Origin of the sequence: Providencia sp. M-27, assembly GCF_011077905.1 — a bacterium.
Taxonomy (GTDB): domain Bacteria; phylum Pseudomonadota; class Gammaproteobacteria; order Enterobacterales; family Enterobacteriaceae; genus Providencia; species Providencia huaxiensis.
The window spans coordinates 39,068-60,017 of record NZ_JAALBT010000014.1; the positions used below are offsets into that span (position 1 = coordinate 39,068).

Below are 20,950 nucleotides of genomic sequence, written 5' to 3' on the forward strand. Positions count from 1 at the left end.
GTGCTAACTTAATGATAACTAGGTAATTCATCATATTGCAATAATCATCTGCCAAGCTATCCAATTAAAGACTCTACTTAAAGTTAGTCTTAAAAATAAGTGTTAATACTTACTTTTAAACAAAAAAGTAATAGAAAGAGTTGTTTTACCAACGACAATACCTTGAAAACTATCTATGGATTATATCTATGGCAATTATATCAACATCAAAATATGTTAATTTTATGGCAACTCTCATAATACTGTTTGCTAGCCAGACAGCTTTTGCACTATCCCCTAAAATTGTTGCGCATCGAGCAGGAACTGCGGATGCCCCTGAAAATACGCTTTACGCTATTGATTTAGCGATTAAAAATAAGTCAGATGCGATTTGGATAACCGTACAATTAAGTAAAGACAATCAATTAGTTTTATATCGACCAAGCAAACTGGATGAACTAACCGATAAAAAAGGTAAAGTATCCGCATACAACGCTGAGCAACTAAACCAAATCAATGCGGCTTATCAATTTAGCCAAAAACATAATCAACAGTTTCCTTTGCAGAAAACCACGATTAGTACGTTAAAAACTATTTTGCAAGAATATCCGAATACAACTTTCTATGTTGACCTGAAATCACCTGATGCAGACCCTAACATTCAAGCAGAAGCTATTCTTAATCTATTGAAAGAGACAAATAGTGTTAATCGAGTACGTTTTTATTCAACTAATGACGCATTTTTAAATGCACTGAAAACTCTTGAGCCTAAATTACAGTTATTCGAAAGCCGAGATGAAACTCGCACTATACTGGCAAATAGTGTGATAAGTCATCAATGTCCTATGGAAAATCATGAATCTGAAACCCGTTGGTTCGGTTTTGAATTACATCGAAAAATTGAAGTTGTTGAAAAATACACTTTAGGTGAAGCCCGTTCACCTGCGGTTATTTCATGGGACAAAGAAGCTATTGATTGTTTTAGAAAAAATGGTAATGCTTATATCATTGTTTTTGGTGTTAATAATGAAAGTGACTACCAACTCGCAAAAGAAATTGGTGTTGATGCTGTAATGGTTGATTCACCTAAAGCATTTAAAAAATAATATACTTCAATATAAAAACTAAGTTATTTCAATAATAGCTTAGTTTTTAACTTACATAATTTAAAATAATCATTTTATTTTATTACATAATAACAAGTTATATTAAGCCACGTCCGTAAGATTAAATAGTATAATGCTTTTCATAGCGACCTTAGCCAACAATACTGTTAGCTAAGGTATATAAATTAAGAGTTGAATTATATAATTCGGTTTTTATTGAGCAGTTTTTTACGTGCTTCTTCGCGTGCCATGCGTTTCTTACGCGCATCACAAGGTTCGGGACAATCACACACTTTTTCAACACCAATACTGCTTAACCCACCGCAGCTACCTTGAATACTCTTACGTTTAATAATATACCCAAGTGACATGCCTAAAAAGGCCAACAAAAACAGTGCAAAGGCTGCAATGAAAATATTAAGCATTTTTTTGTCCTCCCACAACTACTGTTTTTTGGTTAAAAACGGTTCGAATGCCTTAGTATAACGCTCTTCAAAACCTTTATCTGTCTTAACAATCATGAAAACAGGAATATTCATTTTTTCAGCTAAAGCAAAGCCAGCTTCAGGCCCCAAAACATTTAGCCCTGTAGATAAGCCATCAGCACTCATGCAATTTTCTGCAATCACCGTAATAGAAACTAAATTATGAGTGATTGGTTTTCCTGTTTTCGGGTCAATCGTATGAGAAAAACGAACGCCATCTTGCTCGAAATAATTACGGTAATCTCCTGATGTAGCGATAGAACGGTCACCCGGTTCAATGACCTCTTGTGCTGTTTGGCTTGCCCCATCCGCTGCAGGTTTTTCTATTGCAATACGCCATGGCACTTCTTTACCATTTGTTCCTTTCGTACGCACTTCACCACCGATATCAACCATATAATTATTGATACCCAATGATTCTAAATATTCAGCAACAACGTCGACACCATAACCTTTAGCAATTGAGGAGAGGTCAACGTACAGCTCAGGGATTGTTTTAATTAGGTTATTATCTTGAACAGCAAGTTTTTCGATACCAACCCAAGCGCTACGCTTAGCTAATTCCTCATCCGAAGGTGCTTTAGTCACTCTTCCTTCAGGACCGAAACCCCATAAATTAACTAAAGGGCCAACCGTTACATCTAATGAACCACTTGTCAGCTTATTAATTTCAATCGCTTTTTTAACCACTGTTGCCGTTGCAGCAGATACAGGGAATGGTGTATTCACTTCTTTAAATTGGTTAAAACGACTTAATTCTGAATCTGGGCGATATGTTGACATTTGGTCGTTAACTTCTTCCAGACGTTTATCTATTTCAGCTTGAATAGCTTCAGGCTTTGGCTCCGAAGAGTCTGTAACATATTTAACCGAATAGTACGTGCCCATCGTTTGCCCCTGAAGATTCTGCTGTTCAGGTCCACCACAGGCAGTAAGAAACAGAGCCGCAACAAATAGCAGTATTGGGGTATAGATTCTTTTACTTAGCATAATTTTCTCCGCGTCAATCATGAGCGCATTTTGTTAAGGTCGCCCAGACTATTAACACACTTTACATCGTCACCCATGCAGAGAATGTTCCAGTCAAAATAATTATAAATCTATCGATTAAGCGCTAGCTAATTAGCACTTAATCGATTTACTAAAATCACAAAGAGGGAAAATATTTTCCCTCTTTAAAGTATTACTGTCTACTGACTTTAATAAATCTAATAAAATCAGCTAAGTTGCTTAACCACCGAAGTCATCCAATAAGATATTTTCATCTTCAACACCGAGGTCTTTCAACATTTTAATCACAGCAGCATTCATCATTGGAGGCCCACACATATAGAACTCACAATCTTCTGGCGCCGGATGGTCTTTTAAGTAGTTTTCATATAAAACATTATGAATGAAACCTGTATAACCATTCCAATTATCTTCAGGCATAGGATCAGAAAGCGCTACATTCCATGTAAAGTTTTCATGTTCGGCTGCAAGTTGGTCAAAATCTTCTGTGTAGAACATCTCGCGGACTGAACGCGCACCATACCAGAAACTGATCTTACGTTTAGAATCTAAGCGACGCAGTTGGTCAAATATGTGAGAACGCATTGGTGCCATTCCCGCACCACCACCGATAAACACCATTTCTGCTTCCGTTTCTTTAGCAAAGAATTCACCAAACGGCCCAGAAATCGTCACTTTATCCCCTGGCTTTAATGACCAAATATAAGAGGACATAATTCCTGGTGGAACATCAGGGTTACGAGGTGGAGGTGTAGCAATACGCACGTTTAGCATGATGATGCCATGCTCTTCCGGGTAGTTTGCCATTGAGTAAGCACGAACCGTTGGCTCTTTAACCTCAGACACATAACGGAACAGGTTAAATTTATCCCAATCTTCACGATACTCTTCCGGCACATCAAAATCTTCATATTTGACGACATGTTCCGGGCATTCAATTTGAATAAAGCCACCCGCACGGAAAGGAACAACCTCGCCCTCTGGGATTTTCAATTTTAGCTCTTTAATGAAAGTGGCTTTGTTATCATTAGAAATAACTTCACACTCCCATTTCTTCACACCAAAAATTTCTTCTGGAAGCTCAATTTTTAAATCTTGTTTAACGTTGACCTGACACGCTAATCGGCAACCTTCTTTTGCTTCACGTTTGTTGATGTGTGAAAGCTCAGTTGGCAGAATATCACCACCGCCTTCTTTGATTGTCACACGGCACTGACCACAAGAGCCACCACCACCGCACGCTGATGAAACAAAAATACCTTGGTTTGATAACATGCCTAACAGCTTGTCACCTGCTGGAGCTTCAAAGCTTTTGTCTGGATCGCCATTAACTTCAACTTTGATGTTCCCTGTGTTGACTAGCTTGGATTTTGCAAACAGGATTAAACCTGTCAGCACCAAGACAATCAGGGTAAACATCACGACACCTAAAATAATAATTTCCATGAATTCTTCTCGCCTTTATAGCTGCACACCGGAGAAGGACATAAAGCCCAATGCCATTAAACCGGTTGTCACAAAGGTGATACCTAACCCTTTTAGACCCGATGGAATATCTGAGTACTTCATCTTCTCACGGATAGCCGCCAGCAATACGATTGCGAGCATCCAACCGATCCCCGAACCGAACCCATACACGACCGATTCGCTAAAGTTATAATCACGCTGAGCCATGAAAGAAACACCACCGAAAATGGCACAGTTAACGGTAATCAATGGCAAAAAGATACCTAACGCGTTATACAGTGATGGGAAGTAGCGATCTAAAATCATTTCAAGGATCTGAACTAACGCGGCAATAACCCCGATAAAAGTGATGAAGTTCAAGAAGGATAAGTCGATACCTTCCGCAATCGCACCATCACGTAATATCAAGTTGTATACCAAGTTATTGGCTGGAACAGAGATCCCAAGAACTACCGTTACAGCAATACCCAGTCCAAAAGCGGTTTTTACATTCTTCGACACCGCAAGGAAAGTACACATTCCCAAGAAAAACGCTAATGCCATATTTTCAATAAAAATGGCTTTAACAAACAGGCTAATATAATGTTCCATGTTATTAGTCCTTCTCTATCTGAGCTGGTTTTAGAGTACGTAATCCCCAAATCAACATACCAATGATAAAGAATGCACTTGGCGCGAGGAGGAACAAGCCATTTGGCATGTACCAACCACCGGTTTGTAGTGATTCAAAAACTGTGATGCCAAACAATTTGCCGGAACCAAATAACTCACGGAAAAAGCCGACTAAAATAAGGATCACACCATAACCTAGACCATTACCAATACCGTCCATGAAGCTTTCAATTGGTGGCGCTTTCATTGCATAAGCTTCAGCACGCCCCATTACGATACAGTTAGTAATAATCAAGCCAACAAATACAGAAAGTTGTTTTGATATTTCATAGGCATATGCACGTAAAATTTGGTCAACCACAATAACTAAAGATGCAATGATCGCCATTTGAACGATAATACGTACACTGCTCGGAATATAGTTCCTGATAAGTGAAATAAAGAAGTTAGAAAATGCCGTCACTAAGGTTACAGCAATCGTCATAACGAGTGCGGTTTCTAACTTCGTTGTCACTGCAAGTGCAGAACAAACCCCTAATACCTGTAAGGCAATCGGGTTGTTATCAAATAGCGGCCCAAGTAGGACGCGTTTTACTTCTTTTGAATCAGCCATTATTCAGCGCTCCTTCACGTACTTTTTTCAGGAACGGACCAAAACCGTTATCCCCTAACCAGAAATCAAACATATGTTGGATCCCGTTTGATGTTAGAGTCGCACCTGAAAGGCCGTCGATACCGAATGGGTTATCTGTAGCACCACCGCGCACGATTTTAATTGCCGGAACCCCCTGTTCATTGAACAGTTTTTTACCAGGCCATTGCGCTTTCCACTGAGGGTTATCAACCTCACCACCCAGACCTGGGGTTTCACCATGTGCGTAGTAAGTAATACCACGAGAAGTGACACCATCTACATCAACCGCAATAAAGGCATACATCACAGACCACAAGCCAGAGCCGTAAACAGGTAAAATAATTTGTGATACTTTCCCTGTTTCATCTTTAACCAAATAGATTTCAGCGCTATTGGCACGACGGCGGATTTTTGCAATATCCTCTGCTGGAGATAATGCAATACTCGTTTCTTCACTACGTAGCTCGTTATTTAAGTCATAACGGCTAGTGCTATCAGACAATTCATTAGTTTTAAAATTCAAAAGCTTAGGCTCGATACGTTCCTTATATACACTTTGAATTTCCTCAGCGGTCATTTTAGGTTGTAGCAAACCTGCCACACTTAAAATATTACGTTGAGTATCTAACTGAATCTGCTCTTGCTGCTGTGGTTTTAAACCAACGGCAGCCCCTGCGACGACAATTGAGCACACTAGGCAAAGAATAAAAACGACTAGAAATGTTCTGCCGACGCTATCGTTATTAATTGGTTTTTCATTAGCCACGAGCTTTTCTCCGCTTAATATTTGCTTGAACGACCAGATAGTCAAACAGAGGAGCAAACAGGTTGGCGAATAGGATAGCCAGCATCATCCCTTCGGGATAAGCTGGGTTAACAACCCTGATAAGGACACACATTACGCCGATCAGAATACCGTACGCCCATTTACCTTTGTCTGTGAATGACGCTGATACTGGGTCTGTCGCCATAAAAATCATACCAAATGCGAAGCCGCCGAGTACCATGTGCCACCACCATGGCATGGCAAATAATGGGTTGGTATCAGAGCCAATAGCATTGAATAGGTAAGACATTGCAATCATACCGACCATCACACCAGCAACAATACGCCATGATGCGATGCGGAAGAACATGATAAGAGCACCACCAATAAACAGCATCAGTGTTGACACTTCACCAATTGAACCTGGCATGTTACCTAAAAAAGCTTGCATCCAAGTAATCGGCTCATGAGTCACCGTGTTCATTAGCGCATGCTCACCACCTGTTGCCCATTGTGATAATGGTGTTGCACCAGAGAAGCCATCTGCGGCAGTCCAAACTAAGTCACCTGATATTTGAGCAGGGTAAGCAAAGAATAAGAAAGCACGACCCGCTAATGCCGGGTTTAAGAAGTTACGCCCAGTACCGCCAAAAATTTCTTTCGCGACAACAACCCCGAAAGTAATACCTAATGCAGCCTGCCACAAAGGAATAGTTGGCGGCACAATCAAGGCAAATAGAATCGAGGTAATAAAGAAGCCTTCGTTTATTTCATGGCCGCGGATCATGGCGAATAACACTTCCCAGAAACCACCGACTAAGAAAACGACTGCATAAATAGGCAGGAAATACACTGCACCCAGCAGCATTTTACTTCCCCACCCTGCATCCATCGAAAGTGATGCGCCTAAAAACTGTGCTAAGCTATAATGCCAATCACTTGCGAGAACTTGCTGTAACTCAGCTCCGCTATATAATTGGTGCAAAGCTGGGATAGCTTGGTTACCAACGTTATACATTCCCCAGAACATCGCCGGGAAAACCGCTAGCCATACCAATATCATCATACGTTTCAGGTCGATGGTATCCCTGACATGAGAACGCCCTTTTGTTACCGTACCCGGCGTGTAAAAAACAGTCGAAACTGCTTCAAATAACGCATAGTATTTTTCTAGCTTTCCACCGGGCTCAAAATGGTGCTCATACTTTTCAAATAAATTTTTCAGACCCATGGAATCACCCTTCTAGCTCAATCTTGGTCAGAACATCACGTAGCACCGGACCATATTCATATTTCGCTGGGCAAACGTAGGTACATAAACCTAAATCTTCTTCGTCCAACTCTAAACAGCCCAATTCTTGTGATGTGTCAGTGTCTCCAGCAAGGAGATCGCGCAATAAATGAGTGACCATGATGTCGAGAGGCATGACTCGCTCGTAGTTACCAATTGGTACCATCGAACGTTCGCCACCGTTCATTGTCGTTGTAAAATTAAAGCGTTTATTTTTCAGGAAGTGCCCGATTGTGGTACGAGTAATCGTAAATTTATTAACACCTGGCATAATCCAGCCAAATAATTCTTTATCGCGACCCTCGGCTAACACTGAGACTTGATTATGAAAACGACCAAGATAGTGATGGGTATCATCGCATGTCACGCCCCAAAGGACTGAACCCGAAATAATACGGTTTTCACCTGCTTTAAGCTGACCTTGTGTTAGTTCATATAAATCAGCACCTAGGCGAGTACGCAGAAGACGAGGCTTTTCAACTTGTGGCCCTGCTAATGAAATCACGCGGTCTGTGTAAAGGTGACCCGTAACAAATAGCTTACCAATAGCGATTACATCTTGGTAATTAAGGCTCCAAACTTTTTTCTTAATACTGACCGGTTCCAAGAAATGGATATGAGTTCCCGCTAAACCAGCAGGATGCGGCCCTGTAAATTGGGTATAAGAAATTTGGTTATGAGCCGCATTCTTCGGTAAGTCTCCCTCTCCATGACACACATGGATTTTACCTTCCGTTAAGCGACTTAAAACCAAAAGCCCATCGTTAAATGCTTGTTCTTGCTCTTGAATAACTAAAACAGGATCCGCTGCAAGTGGGTTAGTGTCCATTGCAGTGACAAAAATAGCGATAGGTGAAGAACCAGGCTGTGGTGAACGGCTAAATGGACGCGTTCTTAAAGATGTCCACATACCCGATTTTATCAAATTATCTTCAACTTGCTGTTGAGTTAACGTTGATAGCTCATCACGAGTATAAGCTGCAAAAGTTTCTTGTTCGTCACCATCAATTTCGATGACAACGGATTGAAGCACACGACGCTCACCACGATTAATAGCAATAATTTGACCGCAGGCTGGGCTTGTAAACAAAACCCCTGGGTTCTTTTTATCTTCAAAAAGAACCTGTCCTTTAACTACACGCTCACCTTCTTTAACCAGCATCGAAGGACGCATTCCGACATATTCTTCACCTAGCACAGCTACGTGTTGAATTTTCGGGCCGTCTTCTATCACTTGGGCTGGCTCACCTGCGATAGGAAGGTTGAGGCCTTTTTTAATTTTAATCATAAGATCTGCACAAGTTTATCAGTTAAACCCTAAGCTAACGATTCAGCAATGAATGATAGCGACTCATTAAATAAAAAATAGCTCAAGTAATAGTCATCACTTAAGCAGGTATTCTCACATAATTGTTACTAAATTTTATCTTCTGCCAACCATAATTTTATCAGTTCCCACTCTCTATGTCCGGCTATAGAAGTGACATAGTTCAAGCAAATTGCATTAATATTTAAATTTTTCTGTTAACAATTCGTTATTATCGATGCTTAAGCTCATATTTATCGACCAATGTTTAATTTTTAAGCAATAAAGGTTCATTTAAAAACTATTAACAAACTATATTAATTTTCGATTTACTCGTCTAAAATGCATAAAATATGTACTCTTTTTGTTCAATAACATTTTCGTGATATGGCTTAGATATGAAATTAAGTAAATTTTTTAGTGCAATTTTTTTATTTATACTCATATATTCCCCTGCTATTCAGGCGAGTAACTATTCATTTCTACTTAATAATAACGTATCTGATAACCCAAATTCATCTATTTTTATTCAAATATTTAAGCAAGAAGGTTTATTAGAACTCTATCAAAAAACGCCATCAGGAAAATATAAACTGTCGAAAACTTACCCAATTTGTAAATTCTCTGGCGGGCTAGGTCCCAAAAAGATTGAAGGTGACCTAAAAAGCCCAGAAGGATTTTATCAAATTACAACAGAACAGCTCAATCCTAACAGTCGGTATTACCGATCTATCAATATCGGTTTCCCTAATGAGTTTGATAAGGCACAAGGCTATAACGGTAGCTACCTTATGATCCATGGCAGTTGTGTTTCAGTTGGGTGTTATGCCATGACGGATGAATATATGGGTGAAATTTACCAAAGGGTAGAGACAGCCTTACTTAGCGGACAGCCCGTCATTAATGTCAGCATTTACCCATTTAGAATGACAAATGAAAATATGCTGCGCTACCGCAATTCCAGCCACTATGCCTTTTGGAAACAACTCCAACCTGCTTACGAGTATTTCAACCGTACAGGAAGACCCGCTGAGGTGTCCGTCGCGTTAGGTAAATATGCAGTTATTGACCAACCTGAAACCCCAACAAAATTGTTAGGGTCTAAATCACAATATGCGCTCACCAAGATAGAATAAGACGAAATTACCGGGGTCAATTCGCTGCCAATTTTCGTTACCCGTTAATGGTTGCGTTGCGATGACAGAAACAACATCAGTGGGTGTCGTGCACTGCTCAAAATCGATTTCAATATCTTGGTCGAGTAATTTAGCTTTACCAAATGGTGCCTTGCGCGTTAGCCAATGCAAATTCGTTGAACTAAAGGCCATCATATATTGCCCATCAGACAGCAACATATTAAACACGCCTTTATGACGCAATTGGTCAGCTAAGGTCGCAATAAAACGGAACACACTTTTCCAATTCGATGGCCTGCGTGGGTACTTTTCACTGAGTTGATGAAGTATCCAGCAAAATGCCCATTCGCTATCGGTTTCACCTATCGGCCAATAGCGCCCAGTTTTCAGTGTACGATATCCCTTTAACTGCCCATTATGCGCATAAGTCCAATTACGCCCCCATAGCTCGCGAGTAAAGGGGTGAGTGTTTACTAACGACACATCCCCTCGGTTTGCTTGGCGAATATGAGCAACAATACTTTCTGACTTAATCGGGTATTCCTGCACAAAGCGGGCGACAGGTGACAAAAAACTAGGTTGAGGATCTTTAAATGTGCGACACCCGAGCCCCTCATAAAAGGTAATTCCCCAGCCATCTTTATGTGGGCCAGTTTGCCCACCTCGGGAAATTAACCCACTTAAGCTAAACGAAATATCGGTTGGAACATTGGCACTCATGCCAAGTAACTCGCACATTTAAAAACTCCTGAAACAGTAATAACTGTTATTTCACCATCTCTTTTTCGATTAACTGAATTAAGATATGAATAACTTTAATATGAATTTCTTGGATACGGTCGGCATACCCAAAGTGTGGGACTCGAATTTCGATATCCGCGGTGCCAGCCATTTTCCCGCCATCTTTGCCTGTTAGCGTGATGACTTTCATGCCTTTTTCACGTGCTGCCGCAATCGCTTTAATAATGTTCCCTGAATTACCAGAGGTAGAAATTCCGAGTAAAACATCCCCTTTCATACCAACAGCTTCGATGAAACGTGAAAAAACGTATTCATATCCAAAGTCATTACTCACGCAAGATATATGACTCACATCTGAAATTGCAATTGCAGGATAACCCGGGCGGTTTTCACGGTAACGTCCTGTTAATTCTTCAGCAAAATGCATTGCATCACAGTGAGACCCCCCATTACCACAAGATAATACTTTGCCACCCGCTTTAAAAGAGTCAGCGAGCAGTACAGCGGCCTGTTGGATAGCAGCAATATTGGCATCATCGCTAAGAAAATTCGATAACGTCTCGGCCGCTTCTGTCAGCTCACCACGGATTAAGTCTTGATACATGAGATTTCCTCTTAATTAAGAATACGTTATAGAGAGTACGATTAATTCATATCCAAATTATCCTAAAAGAAAAATGGCGCTCCATGGCAAAACTCAGATAGATATCAGTAATTAATCTTTAATAGTCAGATTGTTGCACAGGGATAATTTTGTTTCTACTTTTGATTGTGCTGTCTTGGCCCTATCGACAAAATTCATCGAAACTCATAACCAATAAGACAAATTACTGCAATAACTTCCTTTACATGACGTTTTTGTGAGCTAAGTTGTAATTAAGATGTAAATACATTGCTAATTCTTTATTAATGGGTATAGATTAAAGCAACAAACAGGTCAGACCTCTTACAAGTAGACGGGAGCTTAACTATGATCCTTCTCAGCATTGTGTTATTTCTCGCCTTAATCGGCGTACTTTGTTATCACAAAACCTCTTTAATTTTTAGCTCGATATTGTTATTAGCCTATACCGCGGTGATGGGCGCAATGAACCTTTGGAGCTACTGGATGTTACTACCAGTCGCCTTGGTACTATTTCCTTTTGTATTCAGCCCAGTACGCCAATCTCTTTTTTCCGCTCGTGCGATGAAAATGTTCCAAAAAGTCATGCCACCGATGTCGCGTACAGAAAAAGAGGCGATTGATGCAGGAACAACGTGGTGGGAGGGTGACCTTTTCCGTGGAGCTCCTGATTGGAACAAGCTGCACAACTACCCGAAACCTCAATTAACGGCAGAAGAACAAGCGTTTATTGATGGGCCTGTTGAAACGGTTTGTGGCATGGTCAACGACTTCGAAGTTAGCCATGAACTTGCAGACTTAACACCTGAAGTATGGCAGTACCTACGTGATCACCGCTTCTTCGCTATGATCATCAAAAAAGAATACGGTGGCCTTGAGTTCTCTGCATATGCACAGTCACAGGTTCTACAGAAGCTCGCAGGCGTGTCTGGTATTCTTGCTATCACGGTAGGTGTGCCAAATTCATTAGGCCCGGGCGAATTACTGCAACATTATGGTACTGACGAACAAAAACAACGTTATTTACCTGGCTTAGCTACGGGTGAAGAAATTCCATGCTTTGCGCTAACCAGCCCTGAAGCAGGTTCCGATGCTGGTGCTATCCCAGACTCAGGTGTTGTTTGTATGGGTGAATGGCAAGGCGAGCAAGTATTAGGGATGCGTTTAACATGGAACAAACGCTATATTACCTTAGCGCCGATTGCCACTGTATTAGGCCTCGCATTCAAACTTTCCGACCCTGATAAGTTATTAGGCGGTGAGAAAAATCTTGGTATCACCTGTGCATTAATTCCAACCAACACCCCAGGAGTTGAAATTGGTCATCGCCACTTCCCACTAAATATTCCATTTATGAATGGCCCTACCCGCGGACAAGATATTTTTGTACCTATCGATTACATTATCGGTGGTCCAAAAATGGCAGGCCAAGGCTGGAGAATGTTGGTTGAGTGCCTTTCTGTGGGCCGTGGCATAACATTGCCATCGAACTCAACGGGTAGTTTGAAGAGTATTGCCATCGCAACAGGGGCTTACTCTTATATTCGTCGCCAATTCAAGTTACCCATTGGGAAAATGGAAGGGATTGAAGAGCCATTAGCACGCATTGCTGGTAATACTTATCTTATGGATGCGGCGGCAACTCTCATTACCTCTGGGATTATGTTAGGTGAAAAACCTGCTGTTCTATCTGCTATTGTTAAATACCATTGTACGCACCGGGGCCAGCGCGCCATTATTGATGCCATGGATATTACTGGCGGTAAAGGCATTTGCCTTGGGGATTCAAACTTTGTTGCTAGAGCCTATCAAGGCGCACCGATCGCCATTACGGTTGAAGGGGCAAATATCCTCACCCGCAGTATGATTATCTTTGGCCAAGGGGCTATCCGTTGCCATCCTTTTGTATTAGAAGAAATGGCCGCTGCGCAGGATAACAACTTACATAAATTCGACAAAGCCGTATTTGGCCATATTGGTCATGTAATTAGTAATCAATTCCGTAGCTTCTGGCTTGGTTTGACCAATGGCCGTGGAAGTCATGCTCCGACCAAAGATGAAACTCGTCGTTACTATCAAATGCTAAACCGCCAAAGTGCCAACTTAGCATTGCTATCCGATGTTGCCATGGGCGTGTTAGGTGGCAGTTTAAAACGTCGCGAACGTATCTCAGCACGTTTAGGGGATATTTTAAGTAACTTATATCTCGCATCTGCAACTTTAAAACGCTATGAAGATGAAGGCCGCCAAAAAGCTGATTTGCCACTAGTAAAATGGGCAGTTGAAGATTGTTTATATCAATCAGAAAAAGCGATGGATGACCTTCTGAAAAACTTCCCTAACAAGTTGGTTGCAGGGGTCATGCGCATCACGCTATTCCCTACTGGCCGTGCGATGTCAACACCATCAGACCGATTAGACCATAAGTTGGCTCAAATCCTGATGGAGCCATCAGAAACGCGCGACAGATTGGGCCGTGGTCAGTATTTAACGCCTACGGAAAACAACCCTCATGGCTTAGTTAACCAAGCATTACTGGATATCATTGCCGCTGAACCTATTTTCGAACGTATTTGCCGTTTAAAAGAGCGCAAACTCAGCTTTACTCGCTTAGATAAGCTTGCTGACCAATTACTTCCTGAAAATGTGATTACGCAAGAGGAAGCCGATATTTTGCGTAGAGCAGAAGCAAGTCGGTTACGGACGATCAACGTCGATGAGTTTGAATTTGATGATTTGGGTGTACTTCCTACAAAAAAGTCGCCAAATGAGCCATCAAATGAAGAAGCTAGTAAGAAAAAGAAAGCGGCTTGATTGATTTTTGCTTGTAAATCAAAGGGAACTCAAGAGTTCCCTTTGACATTCATATTTAAAGTAAATAATCATTGAAATATTCAACCACTTTGTCTTCATCAATACCTAAGTGTCCTTTCCAGCCAGCCCATGGCATCTCCATATCAGAGCGACCTTTAGTATTGTTTAACTGGGACTCAGCACTCACAAGGTCACCAAAATTAACCATCGATGCTAATGATAAAGGGATAAACTGATTTGGTATCACACCGATTAATGCTAAAGATTGTAAAACCCCTCTATGTGTGTATTTATTACCCGGGATTATTTTGGCTTCTGCCAAACGCTTTTCAAAATGACCGGGGGTTTCATCATCCTTAGCAGAACGGAATAAATCCAATAACTGGTTAAATTTAATTTTATCATCCCCAAGTGGCTGTACTGGCTCAACATTAAGTAAATGTTTTAAATTTAAATAAGCATAAGAGGTATTACCTGTATAAGAATTTCCGTAATATAAGCAGTACTGAAAATAACTATCATTAATATAGATTTTTCGGTTGTAGTCACTGCATACCCAGCAACAGGCTAGTTGTGTTTTTTCTATATAGTCATGAATCTGTATGTTTTGGAGTTTATGGAAAGCACCTAGTACTGAACGTCCTCGTAAATAACTTCCCCCAACACCTGCAATGAAAGCATCAAAACAGCGCTCTTGGCTGAGTTTTTCCTCTTTTTTTAAACTGTTGAACTTGCGCATAATATCAGCATGGTCATTGAAAGACTCAATGTGATTCACTTGCCAATTAATTCGTGTTAGTTCCAATTGTTCTTTGTCTGAAAGTGTACTTTGACTATAAACAGAAACCTCACGCTCAACGTCATACTGGCTATTTTCATACTTATACAGTTTACGAAGAACCCTCATCGCTTTTTGCACCGATTTTTACCTTCTTGTTTTTATTGTATTACGTAGAATTTACATAAGGTAGGTAAAATACATGGGAATCTAGGTGTGGTGAATCAGAATAACCGCATCTTACAATAATAGCCTATGAGTAAGATGCCGTTATCTATTTATCTATAATGAAAGGAAGACTTACAGCTCCAAAGCCAATAGCTCTTCAATCGTTTGGCGGCGGCGAATTAATTGTGGTTTACCATCAACAAACATCACTTCGGGTAATAATGGGCGGCTATTGTAGTTTGAAGACATAGATGCACCATAAGCCCCCGTATCATGAAAAACGAGGAAATCGCCAACTTTTACCTCGGGTAAAGCGCGAGTCACCACTAAACCGCCCTCTAATTGGGTAAATACATCTCCTGATTCACACAGCGGACCTGCCACTATAGTGTCTTTTAGTTGAGCCCCATCCACATTACGTCCATCTGTAGGTAACAGTGAAATATGGTGATAGCTGCCATACATCGCTGGGCGCATGAGATCATTAAAACCGCTGTCCACTAACACATAGTGGCGGCTCCCCATATCTTTAACAGCTCGCACTTCAGCTAACAATACGCCTGATTCAGCAACCAAATAACGGCCAGGCTCTATTTCAAGTTCAATTGCGTGCCCTAAGTGTTGTTCGATACGTTGGCGAGCGTTATCCCATAGGCTGTAATAATGTTGCACATCGATTACTTCATCACCTTCACGATAAGGTGTGGATAACCCACCACCCGCTGATATTGCATGAAGATCAACCCCTGCGGTGGTGACAAACGCCACCATCGAATCACACACATCAGCAAGGTGCTGGTAATCAACCCCAGAACCAATATGCATATGAATGCCAACCAACGACAAATTGTAAAGGCGAATTTTCTCTAACGCTAAAGGTAAGTCTTCGTGCCAAATACCGTGCTTACTATTTTCACCACCAGTATTAGTTTTTTGACTATGGCCGTGGCCAAAACCCGGATTGATGCGTAACCAAACCGGATGACCTGCTTTTTGTTCGCCAATTTGTTCAAGCATATCAATCGAGCCTGCATTTACAGGGATATCTAGCTCAGTGACTTTCGCTAATGTCGCTCTATCGAGCACATCTGCAGTAAATACGATTTCTGAGTTTTCACGCCCAGGCTGGAACCCTGCCACCAGCGCACGTTCAATCTCCCCTAATGAAACGGAATCGACTTTAACGCCTTGCTGTTTCATTAAGCGCAGGATATGAATATTCGAGCACGCTTTTTGTGCAAAGCGGACGGTATCAAAAACTTGTAATTGCTTGATACGCTCAATGATCACCGCGCTATCATAAACCCAAACAGGGCTACCATACTGCTCAGGTAATACACGTAAATACTCAGGAGTTAAATATTGGCTTGTTGTCGTTGCGAATGAAGTCATTGTCTTTCTCGTTTGCAAGTTTTTATTATATTAAAAGCTATTATTCAAAGAATAATACGGGAAAAAAAATATCTATTTTGCTAAAGTCTATTCATATTTGATATAGACTTTATTTAAGGACTTTCTATGCAAGCCATTTCATGGCGGCACATCGAAATATTCCGTGCAGTGATGACTACCCCCAACCTGACGGAAGCCGCTGCGCTGCTGAACACTTCACAACCCACTATTAGCCGTGAACTTGCACGCTTAGAATACCTTTTGCAGTTTAAGTTATTCGATAGAGTCAAAGGGCGGTTACAACCTACTGCACAAGGATTACGGTTTCTTGAAGAGATTGAACGCTCTTATTATGGCTTGGAGCGTATTAAAAATTCAGCAGAAACCATCCGCCGCTTCGAACATGCACAAATATCGATAACCTGTCTACCGGCTTTCGCCCAATCTTTATTACCCCAAGTTTGCCAGTCATTTATGGAAAACTACCCAGAGGTCAGCATCACAGTGATCCCGCAAGAATCCCCGGTTCTTGAAGAATGGTTGTCGGCTCAACGTTACGATTTTGGCCTTACTGAACATCTGCAAATGCCACCGGGAACTGAACAACAAACACTGGGAAGTTTAAATGAAGTGTGTGTTTTACCCACAAGCCACCCTTTAACCCAAAAAGACGTGTTAACCCCCAACGATTTCCAAGACCAACGTTTTATTAGCCTATCATTAACTGACAGCTACCGTCAGTTGATTGACTCAACCTTTGCGGAACACCACGTCGAACGAAAAATGGTCATGGAAACACATTCGGCTTCATCTATTTGCGCTATGGCACTAAAAGGAATTGGAATTTCTATTGTTAACCCTTTAACCGCATTAGATTTTCACCAACAATCCGCTGGCAAGTTAGCGTTGCGCCCACTCAGTTTTTCGATTCCTTTTACTGTTAGCTTGATAAGGCCTATTCACCGCCCCTCATCACAATTGACCAATATTTTTACTCAACATTTAGAGGATAACTTTAATCAAATAAAAACCCAGCTAACTTCCGCGCTGTTGCATCAATAACTGCCAGTGAGGTGAAGTTTCAAACCAGTTAGCGAGATAATCAATCAGCACTCTCAGGGCGGTTGGCATTTTTTGCCGGCTAGTATACACAGCGTAAATACCTAGTGGCATTGGCGTATATTCAGGTAATAACTGAACTAACTCCCCCGAAGCCAAATGATTAGCGACTGAATAATAAGGTTGCATAGAGATACCCGCGCCTTGCAATGTTGCTTCAGCGAGAAATACGGATTCGTTAGCACTTAAGCGCCCATCAACTAACACACTATGCTGCATGCCTGCTTTTTCAAATACCCATAAGCTACGACCAAAAAAATTATAGGTTAAGCAATCGAGTAAAACTAAATCCTCTGGTTTTTCAGGATGTTTTTTTCCTTTTAAAAAATCAGGTGAAGCGCAAATAACAGAATGGCAAGTTGACAAGGGTTTAGCGATTAAACTCGGTTCCAGCTGATTGGTGATGCGGATCGCTAAATCAATTCGCTCCTCTATTAAATTAACCGATTTATTCGATATTTGCATATCAATAGCCATATTCGGGTAGAGTGTCATAAACTCAGCAATAGCCACAGAGAGCGCACTTTGGGCAATAGATTGTGAGCAACTAATGCGCACTAAACCGGATAATGCTTTTGCATCATGCTCTTGTTGCACAGGCACCATTTGGGAAATAGCATTAAGTTGCAAAGATTGTTGATATACACCTTCCCCTGCGGAAGTTAAACTTAATTTTCGCGTGGTACGATTTAATAAACGCACTCCCGCCCACTGTTCCATTTCCGACAAATAGCGTGTCACCATCGCTCTCGACATATCCAGTTTTTCAGCTGCGCCACTTAGGCTGCCCTGTTCAACAATAGTAATAAATACTTCTGCCGCTTTTAATCTATCCATGCCACTCTCATTTAACCGAATTATGCAACAAACAACACCTAATTATGGGGTTTTTCATCTTATCATTGCAATTTAGTATACACGACATGCAAAACAAACTTTTCTGTATAACTTCATTTTAGGATACAACATGAAATTGACCTTATTAGCAGCAACCACATTATTCGCCACAACTATGAATCTAGCACAAGCTGAAAAACTGGCATTGGATGTTTATAACCCCGGAAATAACAGCGTGTTCCCTGTTTCCTCTGAAATTATTAGCGGCTCAAGTGAAGTGGTACTGATTGATGCGCAATTTCAAAAAAATGATGCACAACAATTGGTTGATAAAATCAAAAAACTCAATAAGAAATTAACCACGATTTATATTAGCCATTCAGATCCAGATTACTATTTTGGGCTAGATACCCTAACAAACGCTTTCCCAGAGGCAAAGGTGGTCGCGACAGCAAACACAGTTGAAGCCATTAAAGCCACTAAAGATGGCAAACTTGCTTACTGGGGCGGTGTATTAAAAGATGAAGCCCCTACTCATGTTATCGTCCCTGAAGTGATTAAAGGAGATAGCTTTACGGTTGATGGCGAACGACTTGAAATTAAAGGCCTTGATGGCGCTTCGCCAGATAGAACCTATGTCTGGGTTCCATCATTGAAAGCCGTTGTGGGTGGTGTCATTGTTTCTGACAATATTCATGTTTGGGTTGCTGATACACAAACAGAAGAGTCGCGTAAAAATTGGCTACAAACATTAGAAGACATCAAAGCTCTGAACCCAGCAACCGTTGTTCCCGGCCACTTTACGGGGGCGTCTAAACTAGATGTAACGACGGTTTCTTTCACTCAAAAATATTTACAGGACTTTGAAAGTGCATATAAAACAAGTAAAAACTCAGATGAGCTCATCCAAAAAGTTGCAGCGAAGTACCCACAATTAGATGATAAATCAAGCTTAGAACTTAGTGCAAAAGTCATTAAAGGCGAAATGAAATGGCCTCAATAATTAAGTAATATTCACTATTTCAGCCAGTTGCGCGGTATGCCTCGTATCTACACACTGAATGACTTACCTAAAACAATTTGGCTGATTTAACTAGATGATAGTGGTATTAATCTTTTGATGGTAATGATACAACTTAATTCAAATTACTTAAAAATAGCAAATAAAGAGAACGATTATGAGCAACATCACCCTACACTATATTTATGACCCTTATTGCGGCTGGTGCTACGCTGCAGCACCTTTAGTCGAAATTGCCAAGCAACACCCAAGTATCAACATTGAAATGCATGGTGGTGGCATGCTAGCAGGTGACGCTCGTCTACATTTAGATGATAATTTTCGCCAATATATTCTGCAATCAGATAAGCGCATTGCATCAATGACAGGACAAGTGTTTGGCGATGACTATATAAAAATGCTACACGAACCTAATTTGGTTATGGACTCAACACCACCGCAAACCGCTATATTAGCGGCAACCAAGCAAGGCAAAGGCTTTGAAATGCTTAAAGCCATCCAAAAAGCGCACTATATTTCAGGGCGCCATATTAAAGATGTTGACGTGCTTCTCGACCTTGCAAAAGATATTGGCCTTGATGTACCTCAGTATCTGTCCGACTACAGCGAATGTGAACAACATGAAACCCCAGCCCACATCGGAAGCAGTAAGGCTCTGTTAGCGCAGTCAGGGGCTTCTGGTTTTCCAACTCTGTTGATACAACAGCAAGATAAATGGTTACGTGTTCCATTACAAAATTACCTTGGTGAACCGAGTAAATGGCAGCAGTTTTTAGATTCTTTAGTCACTGCCGCATCTTAATAAATCCCCTTCCCTGAATGCGCGTATGGTTGTCATTTTATTCAATTATTGATAGATACAACCATACGCTAGCACTAATAATTAACGCAGGTCCAAATGGGATTTTCTTCGTTTTCTTAGCTATTTTCGCCCGAGGTGATCTCTCCAAATAAGCTAGACTTGTTTGCTGCTTTTTTGGATATATTTTAGGCAATACCCCATAGGTTACCCAGTACTGTAATAACCCCACGCCTGCGGCGGCTCCCAAAAAGTAAGGTAACTGCCAAAGCCCAAGCCAGGCCGAACAAGCAGCAACGAGTTTAAAATCCCCTCTTCCCATTTGCGGTTGATGCGTTTTTTTCTCAACCAATGTCACCACCATTAGCATCACTAAGTAACCGAGCAACACCGCATAAATAGCGGAAACAACATTCCCATTAGGCAAATGGATTTGATATAACAGCCCCAACCATAATAATGGGTATGTAAGGATATCAGGGAGATAACCTATTTTATTATCAATAATAAATAATGGAATTATTAAATTAATATATAACACTAAAAATAAAACCATACGAAAACTGTTAGATGACCAATATATTATAAAAATTAATGCGCTATATATTAGAAGAAGAATAGTATTTTTTATAATAATTTTCGATTCACCGAAACAGATAAAAGGCAAATAGATTAGCAGTTTTTTAGTTGAGAAAACCGATATTAACAGCATAGAAAAACAAATAAAAACAACAGTAAAATCAATTAAATAAATATTAGTTTCATTTTGACACGATAATGTAAGTTGATCCGACGGCGAAATAATAGATATGACCAATGATATTAAAATACAGATTAACTCCTTCATATTAACTCCTTATTCCTTT

The 20,950-nt window shown here is 40.7% G+C and carries 20 protein-coding genes; 6 read left to right on the forward strand and 14 right to left on the reverse strand.

Going from position 1 to position 20,950, the window contains the following annotated elements; all coding sequences use genetic code 11:
- Positions 1-188 precede the first annotated feature (188 nt).
- On the forward strand, positions 189-1,085 hold the full coding sequence (locus G6Q48_RS17145; RefSeq protein ID WP_166267733.1) for a glycerophosphodiester phosphodiesterase family protein: 897 nt from the start codon (positions 189-191) through the stop codon (positions 1,083-1,085).
- Between the two features lie 197 nt (positions 1,086-1,282).
- Here G6Q48_RS17145 and nqrM read toward each other — a convergent pair whose 3' ends face one another.
- The 8 genes from nqrM to G6Q48_RS17185 all read right to left on the reverse strand — a co-directional run bounded on the left by nqrM (position 1,283) and on the right by G6Q48_RS17185 (position 8,639).
- A complete protein-coding gene (nqrM, locus tag G6Q48_RS17150) occupies positions 1,283-1,510 on the reverse strand; it encodes a (Na+)-NQR maturation NqrM (RefSeq protein WP_102139747.1) in 228 nt (75 codons plus the stop codon).
- Between the two features lie 18 nt (positions 1,511-1,528).
- Positions 1,529-2,560: an FAD:protein FMN transferase gene (locus G6Q48_RS17155; protein WP_102139784.1), complete on the reverse strand. Its 1,032-nt coding sequence runs from the start codon at positions 2,558-2,560 to the stop codon at positions 1,529-1,531.
- Positions 2,561-2,800: 240 nt separating this feature from the next.
- Positions 2,801-4,027, reverse strand: coding sequence for an NADH:ubiquinone reductase (Na(+)-transporting) subunit F (gene nqrF / locus G6Q48_RS17160; protein ID WP_166267735.1), 1,227 nt, complete (start codon positions 4,025-4,027; stop codon positions 2,801-2,803).
- Between the two features lie 15 nt (positions 4,028-4,042).
- Positions 4,043-4,639, reverse strand: coding sequence for an NADH:ubiquinone reductase (Na(+)-transporting) subunit E (gene nqrE, locus G6Q48_RS17165; RefSeq protein ID WP_102139749.1), 597 nt, complete (start codon positions 4,637-4,639; stop codon positions 4,043-4,045).
- 4 nt (positions 4,640-4,643) lie between these two features.
- Positions 4,644-5,273, reverse strand: coding sequence for an NADH:ubiquinone reductase (Na(+)-transporting) subunit D (locus G6Q48_RS17170; protein ID WP_102139750.1), 630 nt, complete (start codon positions 5,271-5,273; stop codon positions 4,644-4,646).
- Positions 5,266-6,060, reverse strand: a complete 795-nt coding sequence (locus tag G6Q48_RS17175; protein WP_102139751.1) for a Na(+)-translocating NADH-quinone reductase subunit C — start codon at positions 6,058-6,060, stop codon at positions 5,266-5,268. The genes G6Q48_RS17170 and G6Q48_RS17175 overlap by 8 nt, the downstream gene beginning before the upstream one ends.
- Entirely contained in the window at positions 6,053-7,291 is a 1,239-nt protein-coding gene (locus G6Q48_RS17180; RefSeq protein ID WP_004914105.1) for an NADH:ubiquinone reductase (Na(+)-transporting) subunit B, read from the reverse strand. Before G6Q48_RS17180 ends, G6Q48_RS17175 begins: the two co-directional genes overlap by 8 nt.
- Positions 7,292-7,295: 4 nt before the next feature.
- On the reverse strand, positions 7,296-8,639 hold the full coding sequence (locus G6Q48_RS17185) for a Na(+)-translocating NADH-quinone reductase subunit A (RefSeq protein WP_166267737.1): 1,344 nt from the start codon (positions 8,637-8,639) through the stop codon (positions 7,296-7,298).
- A 416-nt stretch (positions 8,640-9,055) separates the two neighbouring features.
- Between G6Q48_RS17185 and G6Q48_RS17190 the strand changes: the two genes are divergently transcribed.
- Positions 9,056-9,793 (forward strand): L,D-transpeptidase family protein, encoded by a 738-nt coding sequence (locus tag G6Q48_RS17190; protein ID WP_102139754.1) that lies wholly within the window; start codon positions 9,056-9,058, stop codon positions 9,791-9,793.
- Here the strand turns inward: G6Q48_RS17190 and G6Q48_RS17195 are convergent.
- Both G6Q48_RS17195 and lpcA read right to left on the reverse strand, forming a co-directional pair.
- Positions 9,764-10,531, reverse strand: a complete 768-nt coding sequence (locus tag G6Q48_RS17195) for a class II glutamine amidotransferase (RefSeq protein ID WP_102139755.1) — start codon at positions 10,529-10,531, stop codon at positions 9,764-9,766. The two genes, G6Q48_RS17190 and G6Q48_RS17195, sit on opposite strands and share 30 nt — an antisense overlap.
- Positions 10,532-10,559: 28 nt before the next feature.
- Entirely contained in the window at positions 10,560-11,138 is a 579-nt protein-coding gene (gene lpcA, locus G6Q48_RS17200; RefSeq protein WP_102139756.1) for a D-sedoheptulose 7-phosphate isomerase, read from the reverse strand.
- A 366-nt stretch (positions 11,139-11,504) separates the two neighbouring features.
- On the opposite strand from lpcA, the gene fadE reads away from it, so the two are divergent.
- On the forward strand, positions 11,505-13,970 hold the full coding sequence (gene fadE / locus G6Q48_RS17205) for an acyl-CoA dehydrogenase FadE (RefSeq protein ID WP_166267739.1): 2,466 nt from the start codon (positions 11,505-11,507) through the stop codon (positions 13,968-13,970).
- A 55-nt stretch (positions 13,971-14,025) separates the two neighbouring features.
- Here the strand turns inward: fadE and G6Q48_RS17210 are convergent, their stop codons facing one another.
- Positions 14,026-14,889, reverse strand: coding sequence for a hypothetical protein (locus G6Q48_RS17210; RefSeq protein ID WP_242685828.1), 864 nt, complete (start codon positions 14,887-14,889; stop codon positions 14,026-14,028).
- A gap of 159 nt (positions 14,890-15,048) precedes the next feature.
- On the reverse strand, positions 15,049-16,308 hold the full coding sequence (lysA, locus tag G6Q48_RS17215) for a diaminopimelate decarboxylase (RefSeq protein WP_166267741.1): 1,260 nt from the start codon (positions 16,306-16,308) through the stop codon (positions 15,049-15,051).
- Positions 16,309-16,434: 126 nt separating this feature from the next.
- Between lysA and G6Q48_RS17220 the strand changes: the two genes are divergently transcribed.
- Positions 16,435-17,370 carry a LysR family transcriptional regulator gene (locus G6Q48_RS17220; protein WP_166267743.1) on the forward strand — a complete coding sequence of 312 codons (936 nt, stop codon included), beginning with the start codon at positions 16,435-16,437 and terminating at the stop codon, positions 17,368-17,370.
- On the opposite strand, the gene G6Q48_RS17225 is transcribed toward G6Q48_RS17220, so the two are convergent.
- Positions 17,344-18,264, reverse strand: a complete 921-nt coding sequence (locus tag G6Q48_RS17225) for a LysR family transcriptional regulator (protein ID WP_166267745.1) — start codon at positions 18,262-18,264, stop codon at positions 17,344-17,346. The genes G6Q48_RS17220 and G6Q48_RS17225 overlap by 27 nt on opposite strands.
- A 130-nt stretch (positions 18,265-18,394) precedes the next feature.
- Here G6Q48_RS17225 and G6Q48_RS17230 point away from each other — a divergent pair, with 130 nt between their 5' ends.
- On the forward strand, positions 18,395-19,267 hold the full coding sequence (locus G6Q48_RS17230; RefSeq protein WP_166267747.1) for an MBL fold metallo-hydrolase: 873 nt from the start codon (positions 18,395-18,397) through the stop codon (positions 19,265-19,267).
- Between the two features lie 175 nt (positions 19,268-19,442).
- Positions 19,443-20,087, forward strand: coding sequence for a DsbA family protein (locus G6Q48_RS17235; protein ID WP_166267749.1), 645 nt, complete (start codon positions 19,443-19,445; stop codon positions 20,085-20,087).
- Positions 20,088-20,124: 37 nt separating this feature from the next.
- Here the strand turns inward: G6Q48_RS17235 and G6Q48_RS22855 are convergent, their stop codons facing one another.
- On the reverse strand, positions 20,125-20,931 hold the full coding sequence (locus G6Q48_RS22855; RefSeq protein ID WP_166267751.1) for a prepilin peptidase: 807 nt from the start codon (positions 20,929-20,931) through the stop codon (positions 20,125-20,127).
- Positions 20,932-20,950: the final 19 nt, after the last annotated feature.

What these genes read in the sequence shown, in the direction of transcription:
- G6Q48_RS22855 (WP_166267751.1), bottom strand. Translation starts at nt 20,931, where the DNA reads ATGAAGGAGTTAATCTGTATTTTAATATCATTGGTCATATCTATTATT.
- lysA (WP_166267741.1), bottom strand. Translation starts at nt 16,308, where the DNA reads ATGACTTCATTCGCAACGACAACAAGCCAATATTTAACTCCTGAGTAT.
- G6Q48_RS17180 (WP_004914105.1), bottom strand. Translation starts at nt 7,291, where the DNA reads ATGGGTCTGAAAAATTTATTTGAAAAGTATGAGCACCATTTTGAGCCC.
- G6Q48_RS17155 (WP_102139784.1), bottom strand. Translation starts at nt 2,560, where the DNA reads ATGCTAAGTAAAAGAATCTATACCCCAATACTGCTATTTGTTGCGGCT.
- G6Q48_RS17170 (WP_102139750.1), bottom strand. Translation starts at nt 5,273, where the DNA reads ATGGCTGATTCAAAAGAAGTAAAACGCGTCCTACTTGGGCCGCTATTT.
- nqrM (WP_102139747.1), bottom strand. Translation starts at nt 1,510, where the DNA reads ATGCTTAATATTTTCATTGCAGCCTTTGCACTGTTTTTGTTGGCCTTT.
- lpcA (WP_102139756.1), bottom strand. Translation starts at nt 11,138, where the DNA reads ATGTATCAAGACTTAATCCGTGGTGAGCTGACAGAAGCGGCCGAGACG.
- G6Q48_RS17145 (WP_166267733.1), top strand. Translation starts at nt 189, where the DNA reads ATGGCAATTATATCAACATCAAAATATGTTAATTTTATGGCAACTCTC.
- G6Q48_RS17220 (WP_166267743.1), top strand. Translation starts at nt 16,435, where the DNA reads ATGCAAGCCATTTCATGGCGGCACATCGAAATATTCCGTGCAGTGATG.
- G6Q48_RS17230 (WP_166267747.1), top strand. Translation starts at nt 18,395, where the DNA reads ATGAAATTGACCTTATTAGCAGCAACCACATTATTCGCCACAACTATG.
- nqrF (WP_166267735.1), bottom strand. Translation starts at nt 4,027, where the DNA reads ATGGAAATTATTATTTTAGGTGTCGTGATGTTTACCCTGATTGTCTTG.
- G6Q48_RS17235 (WP_166267749.1), top strand. Translation starts at nt 19,443, where the DNA reads ATGAGCAACATCACCCTACACTATATTTATGACCCTTATTGCGGCTGG.
- fadE (WP_166267739.1), top strand. Translation starts at nt 11,505, where the DNA reads ATGATCCTTCTCAGCATTGTGTTATTTCTCGCCTTAATCGGCGTACTT.
- G6Q48_RS17225 (WP_166267745.1), bottom strand. Translation starts at nt 18,264, where the DNA reads ATGGATAGATTAAAAGCGGCAGAAGTATTTATTACTATTGTTGAACAG.
- nqrE (WP_102139749.1), bottom strand. Translation starts at nt 4,639, where the DNA reads ATGGAACATTATATTAGCCTGTTTGTTAAAGCCATTTTTATTGAAAAT.
- G6Q48_RS17185 (WP_166267737.1), bottom strand. Translation starts at nt 8,639, where the DNA reads ATGATTAAAATTAAAAAAGGCCTCAACCTTCCTATCGCAGGTGAGCCA.
- G6Q48_RS17195 (WP_102139755.1), bottom strand. Translation starts at nt 10,531, where the DNA reads ATGTGCGAGTTACTTGGCATGAGTGCCAATGTTCCAACCGATATTTCG.
- G6Q48_RS17190 (WP_102139754.1), top strand. Translation starts at nt 9,056, where the DNA reads ATGAAATTAAGTAAATTTTTTAGTGCAATTTTTTTATTTATACTCATA.